General features: G+C 62.3%; 21 protein-coding genes and 1 pseudogene. 16 read left to right on the forward strand and 6 right to left on the reverse strand.

Annotated features, from left to right (window positions below):
- Positions 1–189 precede the first annotated feature (189 nt).
- From P3R82_RS19275 to iolB, 5 genes are all read left to right on the forward strand, one after another.
- A complete protein-coding gene (locus P3R82_RS19275) occupies positions 190–1,065 on the forward strand; it encodes a MurR/RpiR family transcriptional regulator (protein ID WP_283194934.1) in 876 nt (291 codons plus the stop codon).
- 95 nt (positions 1,066–1,160) lie between these two features.
- On the forward strand, positions 1,161–3,098 hold the full coding sequence (gene iolC, locus P3R82_RS19280; protein WP_283194935.1) for a 5-dehydro-2-deoxygluconokinase: 1,938 nt from the start codon (positions 1,161–1,163) through the stop codon (positions 3,096–3,098).
- Between the two features lie 197 nt (positions 3,099–3,295).
- A complete protein-coding gene (gene iolD / locus P3R82_RS19285; protein WP_283194936.1) occupies positions 3,296–5,146 on the forward strand; it encodes a 3D-(3,5/4)-trihydroxycyclohexane-1,2-dione acylhydrolase (decyclizing) in 1,851 nt (616 codons plus the stop codon).
- Positions 5,147–5,334: 188 nt separating this feature from the next.
- Positions 5,335–6,252: a myo-inosose-2 dehydratase gene (gene iolE, locus P3R82_RS19290; protein WP_283194937.1), complete on the forward strand. Its 918-nt coding sequence runs from the start codon at positions 5,335–5,337 to the stop codon at positions 6,250–6,252.
- A 209-nt stretch (positions 6,253–6,461) separates the two neighbouring features.
- Positions 6,462–7,259 carry a 5-deoxy-glucuronate isomerase gene (gene iolB / locus P3R82_RS19295; RefSeq protein ID WP_283194938.1) on the forward strand — a complete coding sequence of 266 codons (798 nt, stop codon included), beginning with the start codon at positions 6,462–6,464 and terminating at the stop codon, positions 7,257–7,259.
- A 65-nt stretch (positions 7,260–7,324) separates the two neighbouring features.
- Here iolB and P3R82_RS19300 read toward each other — a convergent pair whose 3' ends face one another.
- Positions 7,325–7,756: a glyoxalase superfamily protein gene (locus tag P3R82_RS19300; protein WP_283194939.1), complete on the reverse strand. Its 432-nt coding sequence runs from the start codon at positions 7,754–7,756 to the stop codon at positions 7,325–7,327.
- A gap of 347 nt (positions 7,757–8,103) precedes the next feature.
- Between P3R82_RS19300 and P3R82_RS19305 the strand changes: the two genes are divergently transcribed.
- On the forward strand, positions 8,104–8,436 hold the full coding sequence (locus tag P3R82_RS19305; RefSeq protein ID WP_183899881.1) for a hypothetical protein: 333 nt from the start codon (positions 8,104–8,106) through the stop codon (positions 8,434–8,436).
- 60 nt (positions 8,437–8,496) lie between these two features.
- Here the strand turns inward: P3R82_RS19305 and P3R82_RS19310 are convergent, their stop codons facing one another.
- Complete coding sequence (locus tag P3R82_RS19310; protein ID WP_283194940.1) at positions 8,497–8,943, reverse strand: host attachment family protein; 447 nt, start codon at positions 8,941–8,943, stop codon at positions 8,497–8,499.
- Positions 8,944–9,127: 184 nt separating this feature from the next.
- Between P3R82_RS19310 and P3R82_RS19315 the strand changes: the two genes are divergently transcribed.
- From P3R82_RS19315 to P3R82_RS19325, 3 genes are all read left to right on the forward strand, one after another.
- Positions 9,128–9,529 (forward strand): DUF2177 family protein, encoded by a 402-nt coding sequence (locus tag P3R82_RS19315; protein WP_183899479.1) that lies wholly within the window; start codon positions 9,128–9,130, stop codon positions 9,527–9,529.
- A gap of 110 nt (positions 9,530–9,639) precedes the next feature.
- Positions 9,640–10,035, forward strand: a complete 396-nt coding sequence (locus P3R82_RS19320; RefSeq protein WP_183899478.1) for a PilZ domain-containing protein — start codon at positions 9,640–9,642, stop codon at positions 10,033–10,035.
- Between the two features lie 90 nt (positions 10,036–10,125).
- A complete protein-coding gene (locus P3R82_RS19325) occupies positions 10,126–11,238 on the forward strand; it encodes a pyridoxal phosphate-dependent aminotransferase (RefSeq protein ID WP_283194941.1) in 1,113 nt (370 codons plus the stop codon).
- A gap of 190 nt (positions 11,239–11,428) precedes the next feature.
- Here the strand turns inward: P3R82_RS19325 and P3R82_RS19330 are convergent, their stop codons facing one another.
- A complete protein-coding gene (locus P3R82_RS19330) occupies positions 11,429–11,695 on the reverse strand; it encodes a sel1 repeat family protein (RefSeq protein ID WP_183899476.1) in 267 nt (88 codons plus the stop codon).
- A 436-nt stretch (positions 11,696–12,131) separates the two neighbouring features.
- Here P3R82_RS19330 and P3R82_RS19335 point away from each other — a divergent pair, with 436 nt between their 5' ends.
- From P3R82_RS19335 to amn, 3 genes are all read left to right on the forward strand, one after another.
- Entirely contained in the window at positions 12,132–12,470 is a 339-nt protein-coding gene (locus tag P3R82_RS19335; protein WP_183899475.1) for a DUF2147 domain-containing protein, read from the forward strand.
- 203 nt (positions 12,471–12,673) lie between these two features.
- Positions 12,674–12,862 (forward strand): hypothetical protein, encoded by a 189-nt coding sequence (locus P3R82_RS19340; protein WP_183899474.1) that lies wholly within the window; start codon positions 12,674–12,676, stop codon positions 12,860–12,862.
- Positions 12,863–12,966: 104 nt separating this feature from the next.
- The gene (gene amn, locus P3R82_RS19345) at positions 12,967–14,469 is read left to right on the forward strand and encodes an AMP nucleosidase (protein ID WP_018898839.1); all 1,503 of its coding nucleotides are present in this window, start codon (positions 12,967–12,969) and stop codon (positions 14,467–14,469) included.
- 15 nt (positions 14,470–14,484) lie between these two features.
- Here amn and P3R82_RS19350 read toward each other — a convergent pair whose 3' ends face one another.
- Complete coding sequence (locus P3R82_RS19350; protein WP_283194942.1) at positions 14,485–15,447, reverse strand: lysylphosphatidylglycerol synthase transmembrane domain-containing protein; 963 nt, start codon at positions 15,445–15,447, stop codon at positions 14,485–14,487.
- A 69-nt stretch (positions 15,448–15,516) separates the two neighbouring features.
- Between P3R82_RS19350 and P3R82_RS19355 the strand changes: the two genes are divergently transcribed.
- Complete coding sequence (locus P3R82_RS19355; protein ID WP_183899880.1) at positions 15,517–16,533, forward strand: glycosyltransferase family 2 protein; 1,017 nt, start codon at positions 15,517–15,519, stop codon at positions 16,531–16,533.
- Entirely contained in the window at positions 16,526–18,022 is a 1,497-nt protein-coding gene (locus P3R82_RS19360; RefSeq protein WP_283194943.1) for a glycosyltransferase family 39 protein, read from the forward strand. The genes P3R82_RS19355 and P3R82_RS19360 overlap by 8 nt, the downstream gene beginning before the upstream one ends.
- Before the next feature lie 6 nt (positions 18,023–18,028).
- On the opposite strand, the pseudogene P3R82_RS19365 reads toward P3R82_RS19360, so the two are convergent.
- Positions 18,029–19,395, reverse strand: a pseudogene (locus P3R82_RS19365) (aspartate aminotransferase family protein).
- 83 nt (positions 19,396–19,478) lie between these two features.
- Here P3R82_RS19365 and P3R82_RS19370 point away from each other — a divergent pair.
- Positions 19,479–20,831, forward strand: coding sequence for a glutamine synthetase family protein (locus P3R82_RS19370; RefSeq protein ID WP_283196379.1), 1,353 nt, complete (start codon positions 19,479–19,481; stop codon positions 20,829–20,831).
- Here P3R82_RS19370 and P3R82_RS19375 read toward each other — a convergent pair.
- Positions 20,828–21,772 carry a diacylglycerol kinase family protein gene (locus P3R82_RS19375; RefSeq protein WP_283194944.1) on the reverse strand — a complete coding sequence of 315 codons (945 nt, stop codon included), beginning with the start codon at positions 21,770–21,772 and terminating at the stop codon, positions 20,828–20,830. The two genes, P3R82_RS19370 and P3R82_RS19375, sit on opposite strands and share 4 nt — an antisense overlap.
- 299 nt (positions 21,773–22,071) lie before the next feature.
- On the opposite strand from P3R82_RS19375, the gene P3R82_RS19380 reads away from it, so the two are divergent.
- A complete protein-coding gene (locus P3R82_RS19380; RefSeq protein ID WP_283194945.1) occupies positions 22,072–23,289 on the forward strand; it encodes an MFS transporter in 1,218 nt (405 codons plus the stop codon).
- The last annotated feature ends 206 nt before the right edge of the window (positions 23,290–23,495 follow it).

The raw sequence follows: 23,495 nt of genomic DNA on the forward strand, positions 1-23,495 counted from the left end.
ATCTCCCGGCATGATTTTGGAATGGTTGGACCATTTTGGCAAGACTGGCCGGCGAGCCCGCACGCGCGCGAAAGCCACCAACCAGCGGAAATAGCTCGATATTCCCCACACAAAAAACAAATATGCCGGTGAATGGAAATCATCTATGGTCGAAAAACTGGAATATACGTTTCATTTTCGGATCAGCACATGGACAACGACCCCAAGGCCCCTTCTCGCGTTCCCAGGGACTTCGAGAGCCTGCGCAGCACGATCATCGAGCGCAAGGCGACCATGCCGAAGCGGCTGGCGCAAGTCGCAGCCTTTGCGCTGGCCAATCCCGACGAGATCGCCTTCGGCACGACGGCAAGCATCGCCTCTGCCTCCGAGGTGCAGCCATCGACGCTGGTGAGGCTGGCGCATCACCTGGGATATGAGGGCTTTTCCGACCTGCAGAGCATTTTTCGCGAGCGGCTGCGCGACCGGACGCTGACATACGAAGAGCGGTTGGTGACGCTGGAGCAATCCACCGGCGAGGACGAGGACGCCAATCTGCTCTCCGGCTTCATTTCGGCCGCCGGTCAATCGATCAACCGGCTGGCGGCGACCGTTCAGTCGGACACTTTCAGCAAGGCGGTGGATATCCTGGCGGCGGCCGACACCATCTATCTTATCGCCAAGCGCCGCTCCTATCCGCTGACCGCGCATATGAGCTACGCCTTCTCGAAGCTCAATATCCGACACCAGATCGTCGCCTCCCCGAACGGGGTCGATCCCGAAACCGTCCAGTTCGCCACGCCGAAGGACGCGGCGATCGCCGCGAGTTTTTCGCCCTACGCCGCCGAGAGCCTCGGCCAGGCGGAGATGCTGAAGGAACGCGGCGTGCCCGTCGTCGTCATCACCGATTCGGCCTTCTCGCCGCTCGCCACAAGCGCTGCCTGCTGGTTTGAAGTGGCGGAGGCCGACTTCGCCGGTTTCCGCTCGCTGTCCGCCTCGATGGCGCTGACCATGGCGCTGCCGGTTGCGATCGCCGAGCGGCGGCGAAAGCTGGGACAGCCAAAATCCAGAAAAGCAAAAATGGAATAAACATTCTGAATTGACATTCAAACGGAACCGATGTTTCATTGACCGATATCACCGGCGGGCATCCACGCCGGATCGAAAATGATCGGGAGGACATGATGGCAGTAACTCAACCGGGCACGAATCCGGGGCCGTCGCTTGATGTGATCGCCATCGGCCGCTCGTCGGTCGATCTCTATGGCCAGCAGATCGGTTCCAAGCTTGAGAATATCGCCTCCTTCGCCAAGTCGGTCGGCGGATGCCCGGCCAATATCGCGATCGGCACCGCGCGCCTCGGCCTGAAATCAGGCCTGATCACCCGCGTCGGCGACGAGCAGATGGGACGCTTCATTCGCGAGCAATCGGCGCGCGAGGGGGTAGCGACCGACGGCATCGTCACCGACAAGGAGCGTCTGACCGCACTCGTGCTTCTGGCGGTCGAGGCCGAGGGCGTCTCGCCGACTATCTTTTATCGTTCCGACTGCGCCGACATGGCGCTCGAGGAAACCGACATCGACGAAGCCTATATAAAGTCCTCGCGCTCCGTGCTGGTTTCGGGAACGCATTTCTCCCGGCCGAACACAGAAGCGGCGCAGCGCAAGGCGATCCGGATCGCCAAGGCCAACGGCCGCAAGGTGGTTTTCGACATCGACTACCGCCCTAACCTCTGGGGTCTTGCCGGCCATGCGGAAGGTTTCGAGCGCTATGTGAAATCGGATCGCGTGTCCTCCAAGATGAAGGAGACGCTCCCGGACTGCGACCTGATCATCGGCACGGAAGAGGAAATCCTGATCGCATCGGGCGCCGACGACGTGCTCGGCGCGCTGAAGGAGATCCGCCGCCTTTCGCCCGCGACCATCGTCCTGAAGCGCGGTGCCATGGGCTGCATCGTCTATGACGGCCCGATCTCGGACGATCTCGAAGCCGGTATCGTCGGCGAAGGCTTCCCGATCGAGGTGTTCAACGTGCTTGGGGCCGGCGACGCCTTCATGTCCGGCTTCCTGCGCGGCTGGCTGAAGGGCGAGCCGCTGAAGACGTGCGCGACCTGGGCGAATGCCTGCGGCGCATTCGCGGTCTCCCGCCTGCTATGCTCGCCGGAATATCCGACCTGGGCGGAACTCGATTTCTTCCTGAAGAACGGCAGCAAGCATCGGGCGCTGCGCAAGGACGAGGCGATCAACCACATCCACTGGGCCTCGAACCGGAAGGACGATATCCCGCTCCTGATGGCGCTCGCCATCGATCATCGTTCGCAGCTGACGAGCGTGTGCGACGAGCTCGGCGTCGATTACAAGCAGATCGTCGCCTTCAAGCGGCTCGCGGTGGAGGCCGCCGCGCGCGTTGCCGATGGCCGCGGCGGCTATGGGATGCTGATCGACGAGCGCTTCGGGCGCGATGCCTTCTTCGACGCGGCGACCAAGAATTTTTCTTGGATCGGACGTCCCGTCGAGCTGCCGGGCTCGAAGCCGCTGCGCTTCGAATTCAGCCAGGATATCGGTTCGCAGCTGGTGGAATGGCCGCTCGATCACTGCATCAAGTGCCTGTGCTTCTATCATCCCGACGATCCGGCGGAGCTGAAGAGCGAACAGCAGGAAAAGCTGCGCACGCTGTTCGAGGCGGCACGCAAGGTCGGCCGCGAACTGCTGGTCGAGATCATCGCCAGCAAGAACGGGCCGCTCACCGACGACACCATCTCGACGGCGATGGAAGAACTTTATGCGCTCGGCATCAAGCCGGACTGGTGGAAGCTGGAACCGCAGGCATCGAGCGCGGCGTGGAAGAAGATCGACGCCGTCATCGCCAGGAACGACCCATGGTGCCGTGGCATCGTGCTGCTCGGGCTGGAGGCGCCGGCGGACGAGCTGGTGAAAGGCTTCGAGGCGACGCTGGCAGCACCCTCGGTCAAGGGCTTTGCCGTGGGACGGACGATCTTTTCGGATGCGGCGCGGGCCTGGCTGTCGGGCAAGATCGATGACGAGCAGGCGGTCACCGACATGGCCGGACGCTTCCGCGAATTGACCGAAGCCTGGTTGAAAACGCGCGGGCTGGGCTCTTAATTACGAGTAGCCCCCTCCCCAACCCCTCTCCACAAGGGGGCGGGGCTTTAACTTGAGGCAATGCCCTGCCACGAACGAACGTCCCAACGGACGCAAGGTTGAGGCGAAGCGAAGTGGTTGCCACAGGTTAGCCCCTCCCCCTTGTGGGAAGGGGTTGGGGAGGGGAAAACGGATACGAGAATTGCGGGAGGAGCCCGATGGGCAAGACTGTACGATTGACGATGGCGCAGGCCGTCACCCACTTTCTGAAGAATCAGATGACGGTCGTCGACGGAAAGACGGTGCCGATTTTCGGCGGCGTCTGGGCGATCTTCGGCCATGGCAACGTCGCGGGCATCGGCGAAGCGCTCTATCAGGTGCGTGGCGAGCTGACGACTTATCGCGCGCACAATGAACAGGGCATGGCGCATGCGGCGATCGCATACGCCAAGGCGAGCTTCCGCCAGCGCTTCATGGCCTGCACGACATCGATCGGCCCCGGCGCGCTCAATATGGTGACCGCTGCCGGCGTCGCGCATGTCAACCGCATCCCCGTGCTCTTCCTGCCGGGCGACGTCTTCGCCAACCGCGCGCCGGACCCGGTGCTGCAGCAGATCGAGGACTTCGGCGACGGCACGGTGTCGGCCAACGACGCCTTCCGCCCGGTGTCGCGCTATTTCGACCGCATCACACGGCCGGAACAGATCATCCCGGCGCTGAAGCGCGCCATGCAGGTTCTGACCGATCCTTATGATTGTGGTCCGGTGACGCTGTCGCTTTGCCAGGATGTTCAGGCCGAAGCCTTCGATTATCCGGAAAGCTTCTTCGAGGAGCGCGTCTGGACCACGCGGCGCCCTCGCCCCGATGCCGACGAGCTGGCGAATGCCATCGCGCTGATCAAGAAGTCGGAAAAGCCCGTCATCATCGCCGGCGGTGGCGTGCTCTATTCACAGGCCACGAAGGAGCTGACGGAATTCGCGGATGCGCACGGCATTCCCGTTGTCGTCACGCAGGCCGGCAAGTCGGCGATCGACGAGCGACATCCGCTGGCGCTCGGTTCGGTCGGGGTCACCGGCACATCGGCGGCCAATGCGCTTGCGGAAGAGACCGATCTGCTGATTGCCGTCGGCACGCGCTGCCAGGATTTCACCACCGGTTCGTGGGCGCTGTTCAAGAATGAAAAGCTCTCCGTCCTTGGCCTCAACATCGCCGCCTACGACGCCGCCAAGCATGACGGGCACCCCCTGGTGGCGGATGCGCGCGAGGGGCTGAAGGCGATTTCCGAGGGTCTTTCCGGCTGGAAAGCTCCGGCAGCACTGGCCGCGAAGGCCGAGAAAGAGAAGAAGATCTGGATGGATGCCGCAGCCAAGGCGATGGCGGCGACCAATGCGGCGCTCCCCTCCGACGCCCAGGTGATCGGCGCGGTCACACGCACCATCGGCGGAGAGAACGCGATCGCGCTTTGCGCGGCGGGCGGCCTGCCCGGCGAACTCCACAAGCTCTGGCCGGCCACGGCGCCGGGCAGCTACCACATGGAATACGGCTTTTCGTGCATGGGCTACGAGATCGCCGGCGGCCTCGGCGCCAAGATGGCGCACCCCGACAAGGACGTCATCGTCATGGTCGGCGACGGCTCCTACATGATGCTGAATTCCGAGCTCGCGACCTCGGTGATGCTGGGCCTGAAGCTCAACATCGTCCTCTTGGATAACCGCGGCTACGGCTGCATCAACCGGCTGCAGATGGGCACCGGCGGCGCCAACTTCAACAATCTCTTGAAGGACGCCTATCACGAGGTCATGCCCGAGATCGACTTCCGCGCGCATGCGGAAAGCATGGGGGCGATCGCGGTGAAGGTGTCCTCGATCGCCGAGTTGGAGCAGGCGATTATCGATTCGAGGAAGAACGAGCGGACCTCGGTGTTCGTGATCGATACCGATCCGCTGATCACGACCGAGGCCGGCGGGCACTGGTGGGATGTCGCGGTGCCGGAGGTGAGTTCGCGCGAGGAGGTCAACAAGGCTCGCGCCAATTACGTGAAGGCGCGCGAAGCGCAGCGGATTGGGTGATTTGAGACGTTAGAGCCCGGAGCCCCCTCATCCGCCCTTCGGGCACCTTCTCCCCGCTGGGGCGAAGGGAAGGTCGGAGCGAGCGGCCTGCCACACATCCCTTCTCCCCATCGGGGAGAAGGGATGTGTGGCAGGCGGATGAGGGGGCCGCGCTCGCTGATTTTAGAGAATGACGAGGAGACACAACAATGAAAGCCAAACTTGGCATGTCGCCCATCGCGTGGTGGAACGACGACCTTCCCGAACTCAGTGACGACGTATCGCTGGAAGAATGCCTGCGCCAATCGCGCGGCGCGGGCTTTACCGGCATGGAACAGGGGCGCCGCTTCCCCAACAATCCGCGGGAGATGCTGCCGATCCTGAAGGCCGCCGACGTGACGCTCTGCGGCGGCTGGTTCTCGGGCACGCTCATCGACGAGGAGCTTGCTGCCAACAAGGATCGCATCCAGCCGATGATCGAGCTCTTCAAGGCCGTCGATGCGCCGTGCATCGTCTATGGCGAGGTCGGCCGCTCGATCCAGGGCGACCGCTCCAAGCCGCTCGCCACCAAGCCGAAACTCTCCGACGACGAGATGAAGGCCTATGCCCGCCGCGTCACGCAGTTCGGCGAATGGTGCGCCGAACAGGGCATGCCGCTCTCCTACCACCATCATATGGCGGCCGTGGTCGAGACCGAGCCGGAACTCGACGCCTTCATGCGCAACTCGGGTGAAGGCATTCCGCTGCTGCTCGACGCCGGTCACCTCGCCTTTGCCGGCGGCGACGTGCTGCGCGCCATCGACAACCACCACGCCCGCATCAACCATGTCCACGTCAAGGACATCCGCAAGTCGGTGGTCGACGGCCTCGACCGCGGCAGGCAGTCCTTCCTCGACGCCGTGGCGCTCGGCGCCTTCACGGTGCCGGGCGACGGATCGCTCGATTTCGAGGCGATCGTTCAGCGCTTCGCCGATTACGGCTATGAGGGCTGGTTCGTCGTCGAGGCAGAACAGGACCCACGCAAGGCGCCGCCGCAGAAGATGGCGGAGATCGGTCACTCCGAACTCATGCGGGTGATGACGGCTGCCGGATATACGGTGGAGACGGAAGGGTTTCCGAAGGGCTAGTCTCACGCGAGAACGGTGGGTGGGATACCCCCCTCTGCCCTGCCGGGCATCTCCCCCACAGGTGGGGAGATTGGCTGGGCGTAGCCGCTCGCTCTACCTTCATTGTTTGGCGTAAACCTCACCGCATGTCGATCTCCCCCCTTGTGGGGGAGATGTCCGGCAGGACAGAGGGGGGCGCCACACCCACGAATGTTCACGAGGAGAAACAAATGCCAAACCTCAAAGTCAAACCATCAGGCACGCATGGCCGCGTCACCCATGTCACGCCCGAGAGCGCCGGCTGGACCTATGTCGGTTTCGACATGCACAGGCTGAAACCCGGCGAGACGGTGTCGGGAGAGACGGGCGAGCGCGAGGTGTGCCTCGTCTGGGTGAGCGGCAAGGGCAAGGCCAGCGCCGGCACCAGGGAATTCGGCACGCTCGGCGAGCGGATGAGCCCGTTCGATGGCGCGCCGCATGCGCTTTACATCCCGATGGAATCGGCCTGGTCGGTGACGGCCGAGACCGATCTGGAGCTGGCGGTCTGCTCGGCGCCGGGTGGCGGTGCCTATGATGCGAAGGCGATCCCGCCGGGCACGCATCCGCCGCTGACACGCGGCAAGGGCACCAATGTGCGCTACGTCAACAATATCATGCCCGAGGATGACGCATCGGCCTATTCGCTGCTCGTCGTCGAGGTGATCACGCCGGGCGGGCATACCTCCTCCTATCCGCCGCACAAGCACGATCAGGACAACCTACCGAACGAGAGCTTCCTCGAGGAGACCTATTATCACCGCCTGAACCCGCCGCAGGGCTTCGGCTTCCAGCGCGTCTATACCGACGACCGGTCGCTCGACGAGGCGATGGTGCTTGAGGATGGCGACGTGACGCTGGTGCCGAAGGGGTATCACCCCTGCGCTGCCACCCACGGCTACGATCTCTACTATCTGAACGTCATGGCTGGTCCCAAGCGCGTGTGGAAATTCCACAATGCGGCGGAGCATGAATGGCTGCTCAAGGCGTGAGCCGGAAGACATGACGATTGAAAGCCGCGCCACGACAGCGCGGCTTTTGCTTCAATTGCGCGACATCAGATATCGAGCACGAGCTGCGGCAGGCCGTTCGAGGTCTTGCGTGGCGAAACGCCGTTTTCGTCGACCTGCGCGTTAACCCTCTGGCGAAAGGCCGAGAAGCTCTCGAAGGTAACGACATCGACGGGCTCGTCGAAATGCAGCGTCAGCTTGTGCAGGCCGCCGGATTGTTCGCTAAGCGCCAGGATCTTGCCGGTGAACGGCTGGTTGAGATAGCGACCGCTGACCCGCGCGCCGACGGTGAGTGCCGCAAGCGGCGCGGCATTGGGTCTGCTTGCCAGCGCCGATAGCGTATTCCAGTCGCGGACGCCGTGCTGGCTGGCGATCAGCTCGAGAGCGGCGCCGTGCGAGATCGATTTGCCGCTCGCTTCCATGGCGCCACGTAATCGCTTGGCCTGGGCCTTCAGATCGTCGATCGAAGGATAGTTCATGGTTCAGCCTTTCAAAAAGGCATGCTGTTCGAAGCAGTTGGGAGCTCGCATTGCCACCAGTCAGCATGCGCAAAGGGCTGTGACCGTTCATTGCAGGAGATCTTCACCATGGATTTTCATCCGCGAGCGGCGGGCGTCTCGTACCGGTTTTTGGTATGCGGCAGGCAAGTTCGTCTGTCAACATGAGTAATTTTCTGGCAAACCGACCGAATATTGCCCAAAAATGGGACTTATCCGCTCCGCATTCCGCATAAGCTTCTAGTTTTAAAGATCTTTTTCAGAACTATCGCGCACACTTGCGCTAGATTGAAACCAGACAACCAGCGGAGGCGACAGTGGCCTTTCAGATGCACCTCGATACGACACATCCCGAGCCAGACCAGGCTTACCGCGAATTCGCGCTTGACCGTCCTGGCAAGGTCATTTTCGTCGGCCATCACCTCAGCACCGCGACGCAACTGCGCTGCCTGATCCGCAGCATCACGCTCGCCGGCGCGACGATCGAGGTGAATTCGTCGATCGAAATGCCGAACAATTTCTTCCTGGAAATCCTCGGCATTCAGGATGAAATCGGTTCGACCCTGGTCAAGCGCGAGGGGGATCTCGCCACGATCAGCTTCAACATGCTGATCAATCCGGAGTTCCTGCATCACGTCTTGCGCCTGAGCTTCGAAAACTAGGAGCGACACACACGTGGAGAAAGAGCGGGCTCGCGCCCGCTCCGGCTTTCGACGCGGTCGTCAAGCCGCCAGTCGCCGCTCGATCTGGTCGATCGGCATATTCGTGTAGTCCTTGGGAATTTCTGCCGATATGATGGCCTGAGCCTCGACACTCATGTTGGCGCGAAGCGTTCCGAGCGCCCTTGGCGGCGCAACCAGCACGATATTGGTCGCATCGTTTTCAATGATCAGATCATCCAGCTTGAAGGCAATCCGCTTCAAGAATTCCGCCTCGGCCTGATCGTGCCAGCTGAGTTCCTCGACAGCGCTGCCACTCGTGCCATCGGCGCCATGTGCCCGACCGGGCTTGTCGGTGCCGATTTCGCGATCGGGCTCGTTCGGTTGCGCCAGTGTTTCCCTGACCTTGAGGTCGACGCCGGTGACGTCGCCGTCATTCTGCATGATCAGAGCCTTGCCTCCGTCGCATACCACAACCCAGGAATTTCGCGGCACTCTGATGTCAGCCATATCAGTCTCCTTGATGTTTTCTCCTGAGCGCGGAACCCCCGCGCCCGTGAGCACAGATCCGTACTTGTGAACACAAGGCAAACGTACGGGGTCGTAAAGAGTTCAACGATTTGTGGAATTCACGCGAGGGGCAATCCAATCCGTGTAGACGACGTACAGAGAGGCAAACATCAGGGACATGATCATGAAAACAGCTCTCGTCGCCTATGCCGGTTCACTGGGTACCCTGCTCGTGCTCGATGCCATATGGCTTGGCATCGTTGCCCGTACATTCTATCGCGACCAGCTGGGCGACCTCATGTTGCCGTCGCCGAACCTCGGAATCGCTGCGATCTTCTATCTGTTCTTCGCCGTCGCCGTGGTGGTGCTGGCGGTCTATCCCGCGATCACGTCCGGCTCCGCCTGGACCGCCGTCATCTACGGCCTGATTCTGGGGCTGGCAGCCTACGGAACCTACGACGTGACGAACCTCGCCACACTGAAGAACTGGCCGCCGCTGATGAGCATCGTCGACCTCGTCTGGGGCGGCTTCATCACCGCGATGACGGCTGCCGGCGGATTTTTTGCCGTCCGCGCCCTCAGTTAAATTCTCATTCATTAGAATTGTAGTGGCTTCGTTGATGATTGCGCAAAGCATTCATGTGACGCTCCGTTGGAAAGACTAGGATTTTTCTGATTTTTGGGAGTGTGCCTGCGATGTCGATGCTCAACTACACACACCTCACGACGGTGAAATCGGAAATCTACGAGACCCGGTGGGAGCAGTTCAATGTGCGCCGTCCGGCCCGTATCGTGGCTGTGCGCCCCTGCCTGACGGGTATTTCCGTGCGCAGCGGCGAGATCATCGACATCTCGCGCGGCGGCGCCACGCTTCTCGTCTCGTCGGCGACCGGCCTTCCCAAGCACTACTATCTCAACATTCTCGGGCTTGCCTACCGCATCGGCTGCGCCGAGGTTTCCCGGCGCAACGAGCGCCTGCATGTGCGCTTCATCAATACGATCGAACCCGACGTGCTGCGCCGCGTCGTCCGCGCCGACTTCATGATCGGCAACATGGAAGCGATCAGCGCGAGCCGCACGATCAGCATGTAGTCGGGCTTTTCGCGGAATAATCGTCCTTGCCTTGGCTTCGTCAGCGCCTATTGTTGGCGCGATTTTCATAGCCTTGGGAAATGCCCTCGAATGTCTGCCTTCTCGCGCTTCACACCGCTTGTCAGCGCCCTGCCCTCCACCGTTCCCTTTGTCGGCCCTGAGGCCATCGAGCGCCAGCGCGGCCTGACCGTCAAGGCAAGGATTGGCGCCAACGAAAACGGCTTTGGCCCCGCTCCATCGGTGCTGGCGGCGATGCGCGACGCGGGCGGCGATATCTGGAAATACAGCGATCCCGAGAATCATGAGCTGAAACAAGCACTTGCCGCCCATCTCGGCACCAGCGCCGCCAACATCGCGATCGGCGGCGGCATCGACGAGCTTCTCGGGCAGATCGTTCGCATGGTGATCGAACCCGGCGCGCCCGTCGTCACGTCGCTCGGCGGCTATCCGACCTTCAACTTCCATGTGGCGGGCTTCGGCGGCCGGCTGGTCACCGTTCCCTATGTGAATGATCACGAAGACCTGGACGGATTGCTGGATGCGGTGAAGCGCGAAAATCCGCCGTTGGTCTACTTCGCCAACCCCGACAACCCGATGGGCAGCTGGTGGGATGCCGACCGCGTGGTGGCCTTTGCCCGCGCCATTCCCGAGACAACGCTGCTTGTCCTCGACGAGGCCTATAGCGAAACTGGCCCGGCGAGCGCGCTGCCGTCGATCGCCTCCCTGATCGATCTGCCCAACGTGATCAGGACACGCACCTTCTCGAAGGCCTACGGCCTTGCCGGCGCCCGCGTCGGCTACGCGATCTCGACACCCGGGACGGCACTCGCCTTCGACAAGATCCGCAACCATTTCGGCATGAACCGGATGGCCGTTGCCGGTGCGATCGCCGCGCTGAAGGATCAGAACCATCTCCTGGAGGTCGTCGCGAAGATCCATGCCGCGCGGGAGCGGATTGCCGGCATCGCCGATGCCAATGGTCTGCGGGCGCTGCCGTCGGCCACCAATTTCGTCGCCATCGACGCCGGTCGTGACGGCACCCATGCGCGGGCGATCGTCGATGGGCTGATGCAGCACGGCGTGTTCATCCGCATGCCGGGGGTGGCTCCGCTCAACCGCTGCATTCGCGTCAGCGTCGGTCCGGCCGCCGATATGGACCTGTTCGAGGCGGCGTTGCCTGAAGTCCTGAAATCGATCGGCTGAAGCAACGACAAGAACCGCGCCGGCCTTGTTCCCTGCCGGTCGCGGTTCGATATCGTGGCATGGCGCTAAATTGGCGCTTTGCCGTTCCCTCTTCGAGGTTATTGTTCTTGTTGAATTGTTCGCGATGACGATCGCTTGCCTGTCGCATGTCGGTGCCGCAAAACCGCTGCACCTTTTTGCGCGACATGCATCAATGCACCGTCATCCATTCGCGGGCGGCGCGCAGCGCCTCGACAAGCTGCATCTTGTCCATGGTGGCGGCGACATCGGCACGCAGTTCGGCGGCGCGATCGTGGCCCTTGATGGCGGCGATGTTCAGCCACTTGTGGGCCGCAACGAGGTCAACGGAGCATCCGCGACCTGTCGCGTACATCAGACCCATTTCGCAGAAGACATCGGCGTTGTTTTCGCCACCCATGGTGGCCATTTCAGCATTGTGCATTTCAAAGCGTGCCATCGGTTTTATCCCTGTTTAGCCTGTTATCGACTTACCCTGTTTTTACCTCGGAGCCTTGCCGTCTAACGCGGCGTTCGGTCTCTTCGGTTCGGCGGGTTTGCCCCGCTCGTTTGATGGCTCCACTATGCCAAACGGGCTTCAAAAAACGCCTAAAATGCATGATTAATTTGAGACAAACAAAGTGCAAACGCTTGGTAAAATTGGGTTTTTGTTAAACATCGGATCGCCTGCTCATTAAGGATTCCGGCGTTTGCTTAAGAGAAAATTCAGATTTGAAAATCAACCCTTCATTCACCATGAAATCAGCGGCAAAATGAAAACACACGCCAATTCACAGCCGCAAACGCACGGTTTTCCAAAGGTGGGAACGCGAATATTTACCTTTACGTTCGCGTAAGATATCGTCCACAACCTCAGGACATCAGGGAGGAACAAGATGATCCGCAGTCTCATTCTGGCGAGCGCGCTGGCGCTTTCCGCGACGCTTGCCTATGCCGAGGAGCCCATAGCAGGCAACTGGAAGACGGTGGCGGGCGACACGGCGGTGATCGCGTCATGCGGCGGCAGCTACTGCATCACACTGAAGACGGGCAAGTATGCCGGGCGCAAGATCGGCACGCTGTCGGGCAAGGACGGCACCTACAATGGTGAGATCACCGACCCGAGCAACGACAAGACCTATAGTGGTTCGGGCACGGTTTCCGGCAACTCGCTGAAGATGAAGGGCTGCGTACTGGCCGTGCTCTGCAAGTCGCAGACCTGGACACGCCTGTAGGACGGTACCCGATGCGCCCGCGCCACCGGGCGCATCTCCCGCGTCCTTTCCGGTCCGGCACGTTTCAGGGCCGGCTTCATGAACGGCGGATGAACCTCGATCTCAGCATCGGTTCAGCCTGACCATGGCAAAACGGTGTCATTCAAAAGCGCACTGCGTCGCAATCGGCACGAAGCGCACAGATGACATTCGGGACATGGCCCATGGGCAAGGATACGGACGTGCTTATCATGGCAAGACGCTTCACCATCATCACGCTGTTCGCAGCGATCTTCGCCTTCTCGTTCTCCGCCGCCGTCACCCACAACGCCGGTAGCGGCGCGCAGTCGCATTTCGGTGCGAACTACACCTGCGTCGACAGAACCAACCCGATCTGCACCAGCGTCAACTGACGCCATCGCGGCCGGCAGCCACCGATTCCGGTTGCCGGTGATGCAAGTCATCGAGGTCATGCACGCGTCGTTTGCTTGTTAAGAACGACGTACTATAATGCCTCATGAGCAACCGAATCTCTCCTTCTGCCCCCCTCGACGTCTCGTCTCCGAGCCCCTTCAAGCCGCAAAGTTTCGACGATCCCATCAAGGCCGTCGAAGCGCTGACCGAGCTTTACGAGCGCAACACCACCTTCCTGATCGAGCACTTCAAGGAGCTGGCGCAGGGCGCGCCGATCACCTCGCGCTACCGGGCGTTTTATCCGCAAGTGAGCATCGAGACGACCAGCTTCGGACATATCGACACGCGCCTCTCCTATGGCCACGTCACGGCCCCCGGCATCTACACGACGACGATCACCCGGCCATCGCTCTTCCGGCACTACCTGAAGGAACAGCTCGGGCACCTGATGCGCAATCACAATGTGCCCGTCGTCGTTTCCGAATCGACCACGCCGATCCCGCTGCATTTCGCCTTTGGCGAAGGGGCCCATGTCGAGGCTTCGGCGTCGGCCTTCGTCGACGTGCCGATGCGTGACCTGTTCGACACGCCCGACCTCAACACCACCGACGACGAGATCGCCAACGGCGAGTATATCCCGCCGCCGGGCGAGCCCTCGCCTCTTGCGCCGTTCACGGCGCAGCGCATCGACTATTCGCTGGCGCGGCTGTCGCACTACACGGCCACCGGCGCGCAGCACTTCCAGAACTTCGTGCTGTTCACGAACTACCAGTTCTACATAGACGAATTCTGCGCCTGGGCGCGCAAGCTGATGGCCGATGGCGGCGATGGCTATACCTGCTTCGTCGAGCCCGGCAACATCGTCACCCATGCCGGCTCCAGCACGCCGGAAACGGACGCGACACTCTCGCGGCTGCCGCAGATGCCGGCCTATCATTTGAAGAAGAAGGGGCACGCCGGGATCACCATGATCAATATCGGCGTCGGCCCGTCCAACGCCAAGACGATCACCGACCACGTGGCGGTACTGCGTCCGCATGCGTGGCTGATGCTCGGCCATTGCGCCGGCCTGCGCAACAGCCAGCGATTGGGCGACTACGTGCTGGCGCATGCCTATATGCGCGAGGACCACGTTCTCGACGACGACCTGCCTGTGTGGGTGCCGATCCCGGCGCTGGCCGAAGTGCAGGTGGCGCTGGAGGCAGCCGTCGCCGAGATCACCGGCTACGAAGGCTTCGAGCTCAAGCGCATCATGCGCACCGGTACCGTCGGCACGATCGACAACCGCAACTGGGAACTGCGCGACCAGCGCGGGCCGGTGAAGCGGCTGTCACAGGCGCGCGCCATCGCACTCGACATGGAATCGGCGACGATCGCCGCCAATGGCTTCCGCTTCAGGGTGCCTTACGGCACGCTGCTGTGCGTGTCCGACAAGCCGCTGCATGGCGAATTGAAGCTGCCGGGGATGGCGACGGCGTTTTATCGCACGCAGGTCAACCAGCATCTGCAGATCGGTATCCGCGCCGTGCAGAAGCTTGCGGCCATGCCGCCGGAAACGCTGCATTCGCGCAAACTCAGAAGCTTCTTCGAGACGGCCTTCCAATAGGCCGCCTCGCTTGCCTCACGAAGCGCGGCGACGACCGAACGGCAGGGAGATCGCCGTTCCCGTGAGGGCGGACACGATGATCAGCAGATGGGCATTGATGCTTGCGCGGGCGAGCGCCGCGAGATCCGCGGCGTCGCTCGATGCGCCGAAGGCAACGGCGCCCGCCGTGATGCCCGCCGGATAGGTGCCGACACCACCTGGCGCATGCATAGGCAGCACCGACGACAGCTCACCGCCAAGCGCGCCGCCGAAGCTCGCGGCGGCGGGCACGACGCCCATCAGCCGCAGCGCCCAGGCAAGCACCAGCACCTTCACCAGCCAGTTGATGACGGTCATGCCCCAGGCGCGCGCGAAGGCAGGCGCGTTCGCGGGCAACCCGTTTTCGATCTCGGCGACGAGGTGTTGCAGTTTCAACGGCAGGAGTTTCGCCGCAAGCCGAACGAGCGGCTTGCGCGCCGCAAACGCTACCACCGGCATCAGCAGAAAAGCAGCCCAGAGAAGCCATGCCAATACCTTGTCCGACGAAGCGATGGCGAAGCCGATGCCCGCGGCGGCGAAGAGCGCATGAAGATCGAGAAGACGCATGACAAGCAGCGCCGCCGTGCCGCGCGCCAGAGGGATGCCGAATTCGGTGCGCATCAGAAGCGGAAAGCTGGTCTCGCCGGTTCGAAACGGCAGCATGATGTTCAAGAGGTTATGCACTTGCGTGACGCGAAAGAGGGCCGGGAACCGGCCGCGCGTCTCACGCGGGAAGTAATCATAGATGCGCCAGGTGCGCAGGAAGTAAGTGCTGGTGAGCAGCGCCAGCGCCACCACGATCGTCGGCGCCCCGACCTCCGCCCACTGCCGCAGGATGGTCGACCAGCCCCAGAACCATTCGATGAAGATCGCATAGGCCGCGATGATCAAAACTGTCAGCAGCAGCATTCGATTGCGTACGAACCAGGATTGTCGGCTGGCAACCACCGGAGACTTCATGTACTAGCTTCCTGCCTTCGGCCGACAGAAGAGCGGCACCACTGGGCGGCGTTTTAGGAGAAATACGTGTTGCAGACAACGGCAGAAACACTTTCGGGCGCGATCGACGCCGCTGCTCCGGTCGAACTATCGCTGGTCGTCCCCGTCTTCAACGAAGAAGAAAGCGTCGGCCCGCTGGTCGACCGCATCTGCTCGGCAATGACGCGGTATCCCGACCGCTGGGAGCTCATCCTGGTGGACGACGGCAGCACCGACGCCACGCTCGTCAACGCCCGCAAGCATATCGGCCGCGATGGCCTGGAGCTTCGCGTCGTGGCGCTGCAACGCAATTTCGGCCAGACCGCAGCCATGCAGGCCGGCATCGACACGGCCACGGGCCGCCTGATCGCCACCATGGACGGCGACCTTCAGAACGATCCCAACGACATTCCGCACATGGTCTCCGAACTCGAGCGCCGCGAGCTCGACTTGCTCGTCGGCTGGCGCAAGAACCGCCAGGACGGGCTGCTTTTGCGCAAGATCCCCTCCTGGTGCGCGAATTATCTCATCGGCCGCATCACCGGCGTCAAGCTGCACGACTACGGCTGCAGCCTCAAGATCTACCGCACTTCGGTCATCAAGCAGGTAAAGCTGATGGGCGAGATGCACCGCTTCATTCCGGCATGGGTCGCCGGCGTCGTGCCGAGCTCGCGCATCGGCGAGATGGCGGTCACGCACCATGCGCGCGCGCACGGCCAGTCGAAATACGGCATCTCGCGCACATTCCGCGTGATCCTCGACCTGCTGTCGGTCATGTTCTTCATGCGCTACAAGGCGCGGCCGGGGCATTTCTTCGGCTCGCTCGGTCTCGGCCTCGGCGCCTTGTCCGCGTTGATCCTGATCTATCTCTTCTTCGACAAGTTCATCCTGGGCAACGATATCGGCGCCCGACCGATGCTCATGGTCGGTGTCGTTCTTCTTCTGTCCTCGGTGCAGATGATCACGACGGGGATTCTGGCCGAAATGATCGCGCGGACCTACTATCGCGACGACGTTTCGCCGAACTACATCGTCCAGCGCATCTTCGACGGGAACGAGAATGCGTAACCTCCTGGCGCGGAAGCCGGATGCCGTCATCTGGCTTATCGCCGGGTATTTTTGCCTGCAATTCGCCGTTCGCCTGATACTGCCGCACGGCCTCAGATTCGACGAGGCGCAGCAGGCATTCGTTTCGCAATGGCTGACGCTCGGCTACGATTCGCAGCCGCCGCTCTATAACTGGCTGCAGTCGGTCGTCGTCTGGTGCTTCGGCCTGTCGCTGGCGACCATCTCCGCGACCAAGAACCTGGTGCTTTTCCTCGTCTACCTGACCTACTACAAGCTCGCCCGCGAGTTGCTCGAAGACAAGCTCTACGCGGTGATCGCGACACTCTCGCTGCTGACGATCCCGCAACTGTCCTGGGAGGCGCAACGCGACCTCACTCACACCGTCATACAGCTTCTAACCATCAACCTCTTTCTCTACGGCGTGATCAAGACTTTGAAATCGCCGTCGCTCGGCTCCTATGCTTTCATGGGGCTCGCACTCGGGCTGGGGATGCTGTCGAAGTATAATTTCACGCTCCTCGCCGTGGCCGCCATGCCCGCCGTATGGCTGCATCCGCAAGGACGCGCGCGGATCATGGATCGGCGCTTCCTGCTGTCGATCGCGCTCGCCGTGCTGATCTTTCTTCCACACGCCCTCTGGCTGCTCAACAATCTAGACATCGCGTCCGGCCGTACGCTCGGGATCATGAAGCAGGAGGCTCCGGATGGCGCGTTCGCGAAGCTGGTGCACGGACCGTTCAAGTTCCTCCGCCTGATCGTCATCATCATGGCGCCCACCGCTATCATCTATGCGATCGTCTTCGGCCGCTCATTCTGGCAAAGCGGTCGCGCAGTGACGGTATGGACCCGCTTTTTCGGCGTGCTGTTCATCACGATCGCGCTGCTGATAATGGTCCTGATCCTCACGATCGGCATGACCTCGCTGCGGGATCGGTGGTTACTGCCCTTCCTGTTCCTCATGCCGATCTATTTCTGCTTGAAAATGCAGGCCGCCGGGCAGCGGCCGGACAGTCATTTGCGACGTTTCCTCGTCGTGCCGCTGGTGCTGATGATCGCCATTCCGGCGGCGCTGCTCGTCAGGCCGAACCTGCCCACCTTGTTCAAGGGGTACGAGGCCTACAACGTCCCCTATAGCAGCTTTGCCGCAAAGGTATCGGCCGAAGAGAACAAGACACCCGGCCTAGTCGTCACCGACGGCTGGCTGCAGGCTGGAAATCTCCATCTGCAATGGCCGCAGGTGCCGCTTATGTCGCGATTCTTCGACAACATGAAGATCGACTATGAGTGGACGGCCGACAGGCCGATACTGTTGGCGTGGAGCACCGAGGACAGCGGAGCGGCACTGCCCCCCTTGCTGGCCGAATGGATCGCGCAGAACCTTGGCGAGCAATACCGCTCGGTCGACGTGAAAAGCACCTCCATTCCCTATCACCGGGGACGGCCGGAGGATCAGGTCGGCTTCAGCTATGTCTGGATCTACCCGAAGTAACCCTGCTCAAGCCTTCAGTTCCTTCCACGCCGCGTCCAGGGCGAGCTTGGCGATGCGCCCCATCTCGTCGACCTCGTCACGGCTGATGATGAGCGGCGGGGATGCGAGCATGCGGTCGCCAGTGGCGCGCAGGATCAGCCCATTGGCGAGCGCATGATTGCGCACGAGGGTGCCAACGGCGTCGGGCTTTTCATAACGGGTGCGGGTTTCCTTGTCGGCGGTGAGCTGCAACGCCGCCATCAGGCCGACGCTTTGGGCTTCACCGACGAGGTCGTGATCTCCGAGCGCGCTCCAGACCTTTGCGAAGTAAGGGCCGATATCGTCGCGGACGCGCTCGATCAGCCGCTCGTCCTCGATGATCCTCACGTTCTCCAGAGCAGCGGCGGCACAGACGGGGTGGCCGGAATAGGTGAAGCCGTGATTGAAATCGCCGACCTCGTTGATCAGCACATCCGCGACCCGGTCGCTGACCAGCACGCCGCCGATCGGCAGATAGCCTGAAGACAGGCCCTTGGCGATCGGCGCCAGATCCGGCTCGACGCCGAAATACTGATGGCCGAACCATTCGCCGAGACGGCCGAAACCGCAGATCACCTCATCGGCAACGAGCAGGATGTTGCGCGCCCTGCAGATGCGGGCGATCTCAGGCCAGTAGGTTTCCGGCGGGATGATCACGCCCCCGCGCCCTGCACCGGCTCGGCCACGAAGGCGGCGACGTTGTCCTCGCCGAGTTCGTCGATCTTCGCTTCAAGCTCACGTGCCACCTTGAGGCCGAATTCGGCGGGAGAAAGATCTCCGCCTTCGCCATACCAGTAGGGCTGCCCGATATGGACGATGCCGGCGATCGGCAGGTCGCCCTGCTCGTGCATGTATTTCATGCCGCCGAGGCTGGCGCCAGCGACGGTCGAGCCGTGATAGCCGTTCTTGCGGGAGATCACGATCTTCTTCGACGGCTTGCCGATGGCGCTCCAGTAAACGCGCGCCATGCGGAACCATGTGTCGTTGGCCTCGGAACCGGAACCGGTGAAGAAGACATGGTTGAAGCGTGGGCCGGCATGGGCGGTGATCTTTTCGGCAAGCAACGTCGTCGGCGTCGTCGTGGTGCCGAAGAAGGTGTTGTAATAGGGCAGCTCGTTCATCTGCCGCGCCACCGCCTCGGTGATTTCCTTGCGGCCATAGCCGACGTTGACGCACCAAAGCCCGGCGAAACCATCGAGATATTTGCGGCCGTGACTGTCCCAGACGTGCACGCCTTCGCCGCGCTGTATGATGCGCGTGCCATCCGCATTCAGCTTCTTCATGTCGGAGAATGGATGCAGATGATGAGCGGCATCGATGGCGGCGAGATTGGAGCGCGCGTAAGTATCAGACATGATTTGCTAAACACCCTCGGATATTGAAAGCCTCTTCCCAATGAGCTACGACCTTGGCCTTGTCCGAGGGGATTTTCAAGATCATGGCGAGCGACAACATGCACGGCAAAGCTGCGGATGGCGATCCGCGCATCGAAATCCTCCTGGTCGGCATGAATGGCGACCTGCGCGGCAAGCAGATCCCGCTGGACGCGCAGAAGAAGGTATGGGCCGGCGAGGTCCGCCTGCCCTCCTCCACCCAGTCGCTGGACATCTGGGGTTACGACAACGATGAGATCACCGGCCTCTCGATGACAATCGGCGATCCCGACGGCCAATGCATTCCCGACAGGCGCAGCCTGACGCCCATGCCATGGGCTCCCGAGGGCTCGGTCCAGGTGCTCGCGACCATGCATGAGTTCGACGGCACGCCGAGCTTCATGGATCCCCGCGCCATCCTGCAATCGGTGCTTGACCGCTACGCCGCGCGCGGACTGACCCCGGTTGTCGCCACCGAACTCGAATTCTACGTGGTGGCGCCCGACTGGAGGGAGACCGGCCGGCCGACGCCGCCGGCAAGCCTCACCTATCAGGGCGATCCCAACGGCTTCCAGCTCTACGACATGAGCGCCGTCGACGCGCTCGACGATTACCTGCAGACGGTGCGCGCCTATGCGAAAGCGCAGGGACTGCCGGCGGATGCGACGACGGCGGAGTTCGGGCCTGGCCAGTTCGAGATCAACCTTTTGCACCGCGCCGACGCGCTGGCGGCCGCCGACGACTGCATCTACCTGAAGCGGATCGTCGAACAGGCGGCGCGAAAGCACGGGTTGAAATCCACCTGCATGGCCAAACCCTATTCGGACCACGCCGGCTCCGGCCTGCATGTACATGCGAGCATCGTCGACCGGGAGGGCCGCAACATCCTCGACGCCAATGGTGGCGAGGCGACGAAGCTGAAATCGGTCTGCGCGGGAATGCTGCAGAGCATGCGCGATGCGCAGCTTGTGTTCGCGCCCTTCGCCAACTCCTATCGCCGCTTCCAGCCCGGCTCCTTCGCGCCCGTGGACCTCACCTGGGGTTATGGGCATCGCGGCACGGCGATCCGTATTCCCGACAGGAACGGGCCGGCGGCCCGCATCGAACACCGCGTCGCGGGCGCCGATGCCAATCCCTACCTGCTGCTGGCGGCCATTCTGGGCGGCATGCTGCTGGGGCTCGACAACGAGCTCGACCCCGGCGAAGAGACGACGCCGTCGCACGTGCCCGAAAACACCACCAAGCTGACGCATGACTTCCTGACGGCGGTCGAGACGTTTCGGGCGTCGCCGTTCATCGCGGATGTCTTCGGCGAGGCCTACCAGAAGCTCTACGGCGACACGAAGCGGAAGGAGGCGATCACGCACCTCCGTACCGTTTCCGACTTCGACTACCGCACCTATCTGCCGCGGCTTTAAGGCGTCGGTTCGCGACGTTCGGCTTCGTTGACCTGGGCGGCGAGGCCCTGCCTGACGAGCACCTTGAGTTCGCCGGGATGCAGTTTCAGCGCGACGTCGCGGGCAAGCGGCAACAATTCGCCGTCCATGACGCAATTGGCCTTCGAATGCAGCTTTGGGAAGTGCAGATGCACTTCGGCCGGATGCATGATCATCACGTCGGCGTTCTCCCGCACCTTTCCGCGCAGGAGATCGACGGCGAGACGCGCCACGCCCCACGGCTTCAGCGGTTTTGCGGTGTAGAAGCCAAGTTCGCCCGATGTCAGCGTATCGGCGTAAAGCAGCGCGTTCTCGCCGAAGGGATTGTTGGACACCGACACCGCTGACACCTTGCGTCGCTCCTTGATGCCGATCGCCTCGAACTCGACCTCGAACTCCGGCGGATTGAGCACCACGCCCAAGGCAGCGCGCGTGCTGGCACGCATTTTTCCGATCCTCGAACGGTAGGTGTAGGAATTGCGATAGCGGACCATTCGCGCATGCAGGCCCGTGGAGAACTGGTGGATGAAGGGGCGGTCGTTGGCGCTGGCGATATCGACGTGGTCGACCTCGCCCGATGCCAGAACGTCGAGCGCCTCCCAGATATCGAGCGGCACGCGCAACGATCGCGCGAAGAGATTCATGGTGCCGGCGGGGATGACGCCGAGCGCGACGCCGTTCTTCCACGCGATGGACGAGGCCGCCGATATGGTGCCGTCGCCGCCGCCGGCGACGATGCCGTCGATGTCGTCACGGCGAGCAGCGCGCTCCATGGCCGGGACGATCTCCTTGCCCGGAAACACCTCCGCCTCGAAATCATGGCCGGCTTCACGGAAAACCCGTTCCGCATGTTTCTCGTACGCTTCCATGTCGGTGGTGCGAAACGTGCCGCCATCGCGGTTGAAAAAACCTATAAGCTTCATCGGGCTCCCATTGTCCATCGGCTGACGCGCTGCTTAGACATGGTTGCCGTCCGTGCTATTTCAAGCAGATGGCGCGTCAAATGACGTCGCAATGCAACGCCCTGAACCAATATGCCGCACGTATGCGCGTGGCGGGATGCTGCGCTGCGTAAAATGCACATGACGCTTATCAACAAATCGTAAATTAATGAGGTGTTGGAGCGAGCGCTCCATCTCCCTCATTTTCCGCTTGTTCGTCCGGCAGTGACACTGCGTTGCGCGACCGTTCCAAGCCATTGCATGTCCGAAGGAGCTCGCGCTTGAGCCAGGTCGCCGTAAACGATTCCATCGCCGATATTCCCGTCTCCGAGGCACCATCGCCCATGGCGGTCGCGCTGGTTCAGCTGGCGCTTGCCTGCGGCGGCTTCGGGATCGGCACCGGCGAATTCGCGATCATGGGCCTGCTCCCCAATGTCGCGGGCACGTTTTCCGTCACGATACCGCAGGCGGGCTATGTGATCAGCGCCTACGCTCTGGGCGTCGTGATCGGCGCTCCCGTGATCGCCGTGCTGGCCGCCAGGATGGCGCGCCGTTCCCTGCTCCTGCTGCTGATGGGGATTTTCGCCCTCGGCAATATCCTGAGCGCCATGGCCCCGACGTTCGAGAGCTTTACGGTCCTGCGCTTCATCACCGGCCTGCCGCATGGTGCCTATTTCGGAGTCGCGGCGATCGTCGCCGCAACGATGGTGCCGGTGCACAAGCGCGCCCGCGCCGTCGGCCGCGTCATGCTGGGCCTGACGATCGCCACCCTGCTCGGCACGCCGCTTGCCACCTTCTTCGGCCAGTCGCTCGACTGGCGTGTTGCCTTCACCGCCGTCGGCGTGATCGGCCTCGTGACCATGGCGCTGATCTGGTACTACGTGCCGCGCGACACAGTCTCCGAGGGCGCGAGCTTCATGCGCGAACTCGGCGCCTTCAAGCGCCCGCAGGTGCTGCTCACGCTCGCCATCGCGGCCGTCGGCTATGGCGGCATGTTCGCGATGTTCAGCTACATCGCCGACACGACGACCGGTGTCGCCATGCTGCAGCCCGGCATGGTGGCTGTCATGATGGTGCTGTTCGGCGTCGGCATGAACGCCGGCAACGTCGTCGGCTCCTGGCTTGCCGACAAGTCGATCATGGGAACGATCGGCGGCTCGCTGATCTTCAACATTCTCGTGCTGATGCTGTTTTCGCTGACAGCCTCCAACCCGTTCATGCTTGGGCTGTGCGTCTTCCTGATCGGCTGCGGCTTCGCGGCCGGCCCGGCGCTGCAGACCCGCCTGATGGATGTAGCCGCCGACGCGCAGACGCTTGCAGCCGCTTCCAACCACTCCGCCTTCAACATCGCCAACGCGCTCGGCGCCTGGCTTGGCGGCCTCGTCATCGCCTGGGGCTACGGCTCGGCTTCGACCGGCTATGTCGGCGCGTTCCTTTCGGTGCTCGGTCTCATCGTCTTCGCCGCCTCGCTACGCCTCGATCGCCGCAGCCGCGACTGACAATCGGCGGCGCGCGGCTTTTTCGCCGCAACCGCCTATGGCGCTTGACTTTTTCAGCGTTTGGGACCACCTACTGCCTCACGCACGGAACGCCCGTTCCGAGCGGATATCAACGGAGCCATCTCACGATGCCAAGCGACAGTAGTAGTCGATTGCCTTTGCCGTACGCGGCCTTCGTGCGCTGACCGATATCGATCGGGCTCGCC

Origin of the sequence: Rhizobium sp. AN80A, from assembly GCF_030053015.1 — a bacterium.
GTDB classification, from domain to species: Bacteria; Pseudomonadota; Alphaproteobacteria; order Rhizobiales; family Rhizobiaceae; genus Rhizobium; species Rhizobium metallidurans.

Bases quoted from the DNA above. Each gene is read 5' to 3' on its own strand.
- P3R82_RS19275 (WP_283194934.1), top strand. From the start codon at position 190: ATGGACAACGACCCCAAGGCCCCTTCTCGCGTTCCCAGGGACTTCGAG.
- iolC (WP_283194935.1), top strand. From the start codon at position 1,161: ATGGCAGTAACTCAACCGGGCACGAATCCGGGGCCGTCGCTTGATGTG.
- iolD (WP_283194936.1), top strand. From the start codon at position 3,296: ATGGGCAAGACTGTACGATTGACGATGGCGCAGGCCGTCACCCACTTT.
- iolE (WP_283194937.1), top strand. From the start codon at position 5,335: ATGAAAGCCAAACTTGGCATGTCGCCCATCGCGTGGTGGAACGACGAC.
- iolB (WP_283194938.1), top strand. From the start codon at position 6,462: ATGCCAAACCTCAAAGTCAAACCATCAGGCACGCATGGCCGCGTCACC.
- P3R82_RS19300 (WP_283194939.1), bottom strand. From the start codon at position 7,756: ATGAACTATCCTTCGATCGACGATCTGAAGGCCCAGGCCAAGCGATTA.
- P3R82_RS19305 (WP_183899881.1), top strand. From the start codon at position 8,104: ATGCACCTCGATACGACACATCCCGAGCCAGACCAGGCTTACCGCGAA.
- P3R82_RS19310 (WP_283194940.1), bottom strand. From the start codon at position 8,943: ATGGCTGACATCAGAGTGCCGCGAAATTCCTGGGTTGTGGTATGCGAC.
- P3R82_RS19315 (WP_183899479.1), top strand. From the start codon at position 9,128: ATGAAAACAGCTCTCGTCGCCTATGCCGGTTCACTGGGTACCCTGCTC.
- P3R82_RS19320 (WP_183899478.1), top strand. From the start codon at position 9,640: ATGTCGATGCTCAACTACACACACCTCACGACGGTGAAATCGGAAATC.
- P3R82_RS19325 (WP_283194941.1), top strand. From the start codon at position 10,126: ATGTCTGCCTTCTCGCGCTTCACACCGCTTGTCAGCGCCCTGCCCTCC.
- P3R82_RS19330 (WP_183899476.1), bottom strand. From the start codon at position 11,695: ATGGCACGCTTTGAAATGCACAATGCTGAAATGGCCACCATGGGTGGC.
- P3R82_RS19335 (WP_183899475.1), top strand. From the start codon at position 12,132: ATGATCCGCAGTCTCATTCTGGCGAGCGCGCTGGCGCTTTCCGCGACG.
- P3R82_RS19340 (WP_183899474.1), top strand. From the start codon at position 12,674: ATGGGCAAGGATACGGACGTGCTTATCATGGCAAGACGCTTCACCATC.
- amn (WP_018898839.1), top strand. From the start codon at position 12,967: ATGAGCAACCGAATCTCTCCTTCTGCCCCCCTCGACGTCTCGTCTCCG.
- P3R82_RS19350 (WP_283194942.1), bottom strand. From the start codon at position 15,447: ATGAAGTCTCCGGTGGTTGCCAGCCGACAATCCTGGTTCGTACGCAAT.
- P3R82_RS19360 (WP_283194943.1), top strand. From the start codon at position 16,526: ATGCGTAACCTCCTGGCGCGGAAGCCGGATGCCGTCATCTGGCTTATC.
- P3R82_RS19370 (WP_283196379.1), top strand. From the start codon at position 19,479: ATGGCGAGCGACAACATGCACGGCAAAGCTGCGGATGGCGATCCGCGC.
- P3R82_RS19375 (WP_283194944.1), bottom strand. From the start codon at position 21,772: ATGAAGCTTATAGGTTTTTTCAACCGCGATGGCGGCACGTTTCGCACC.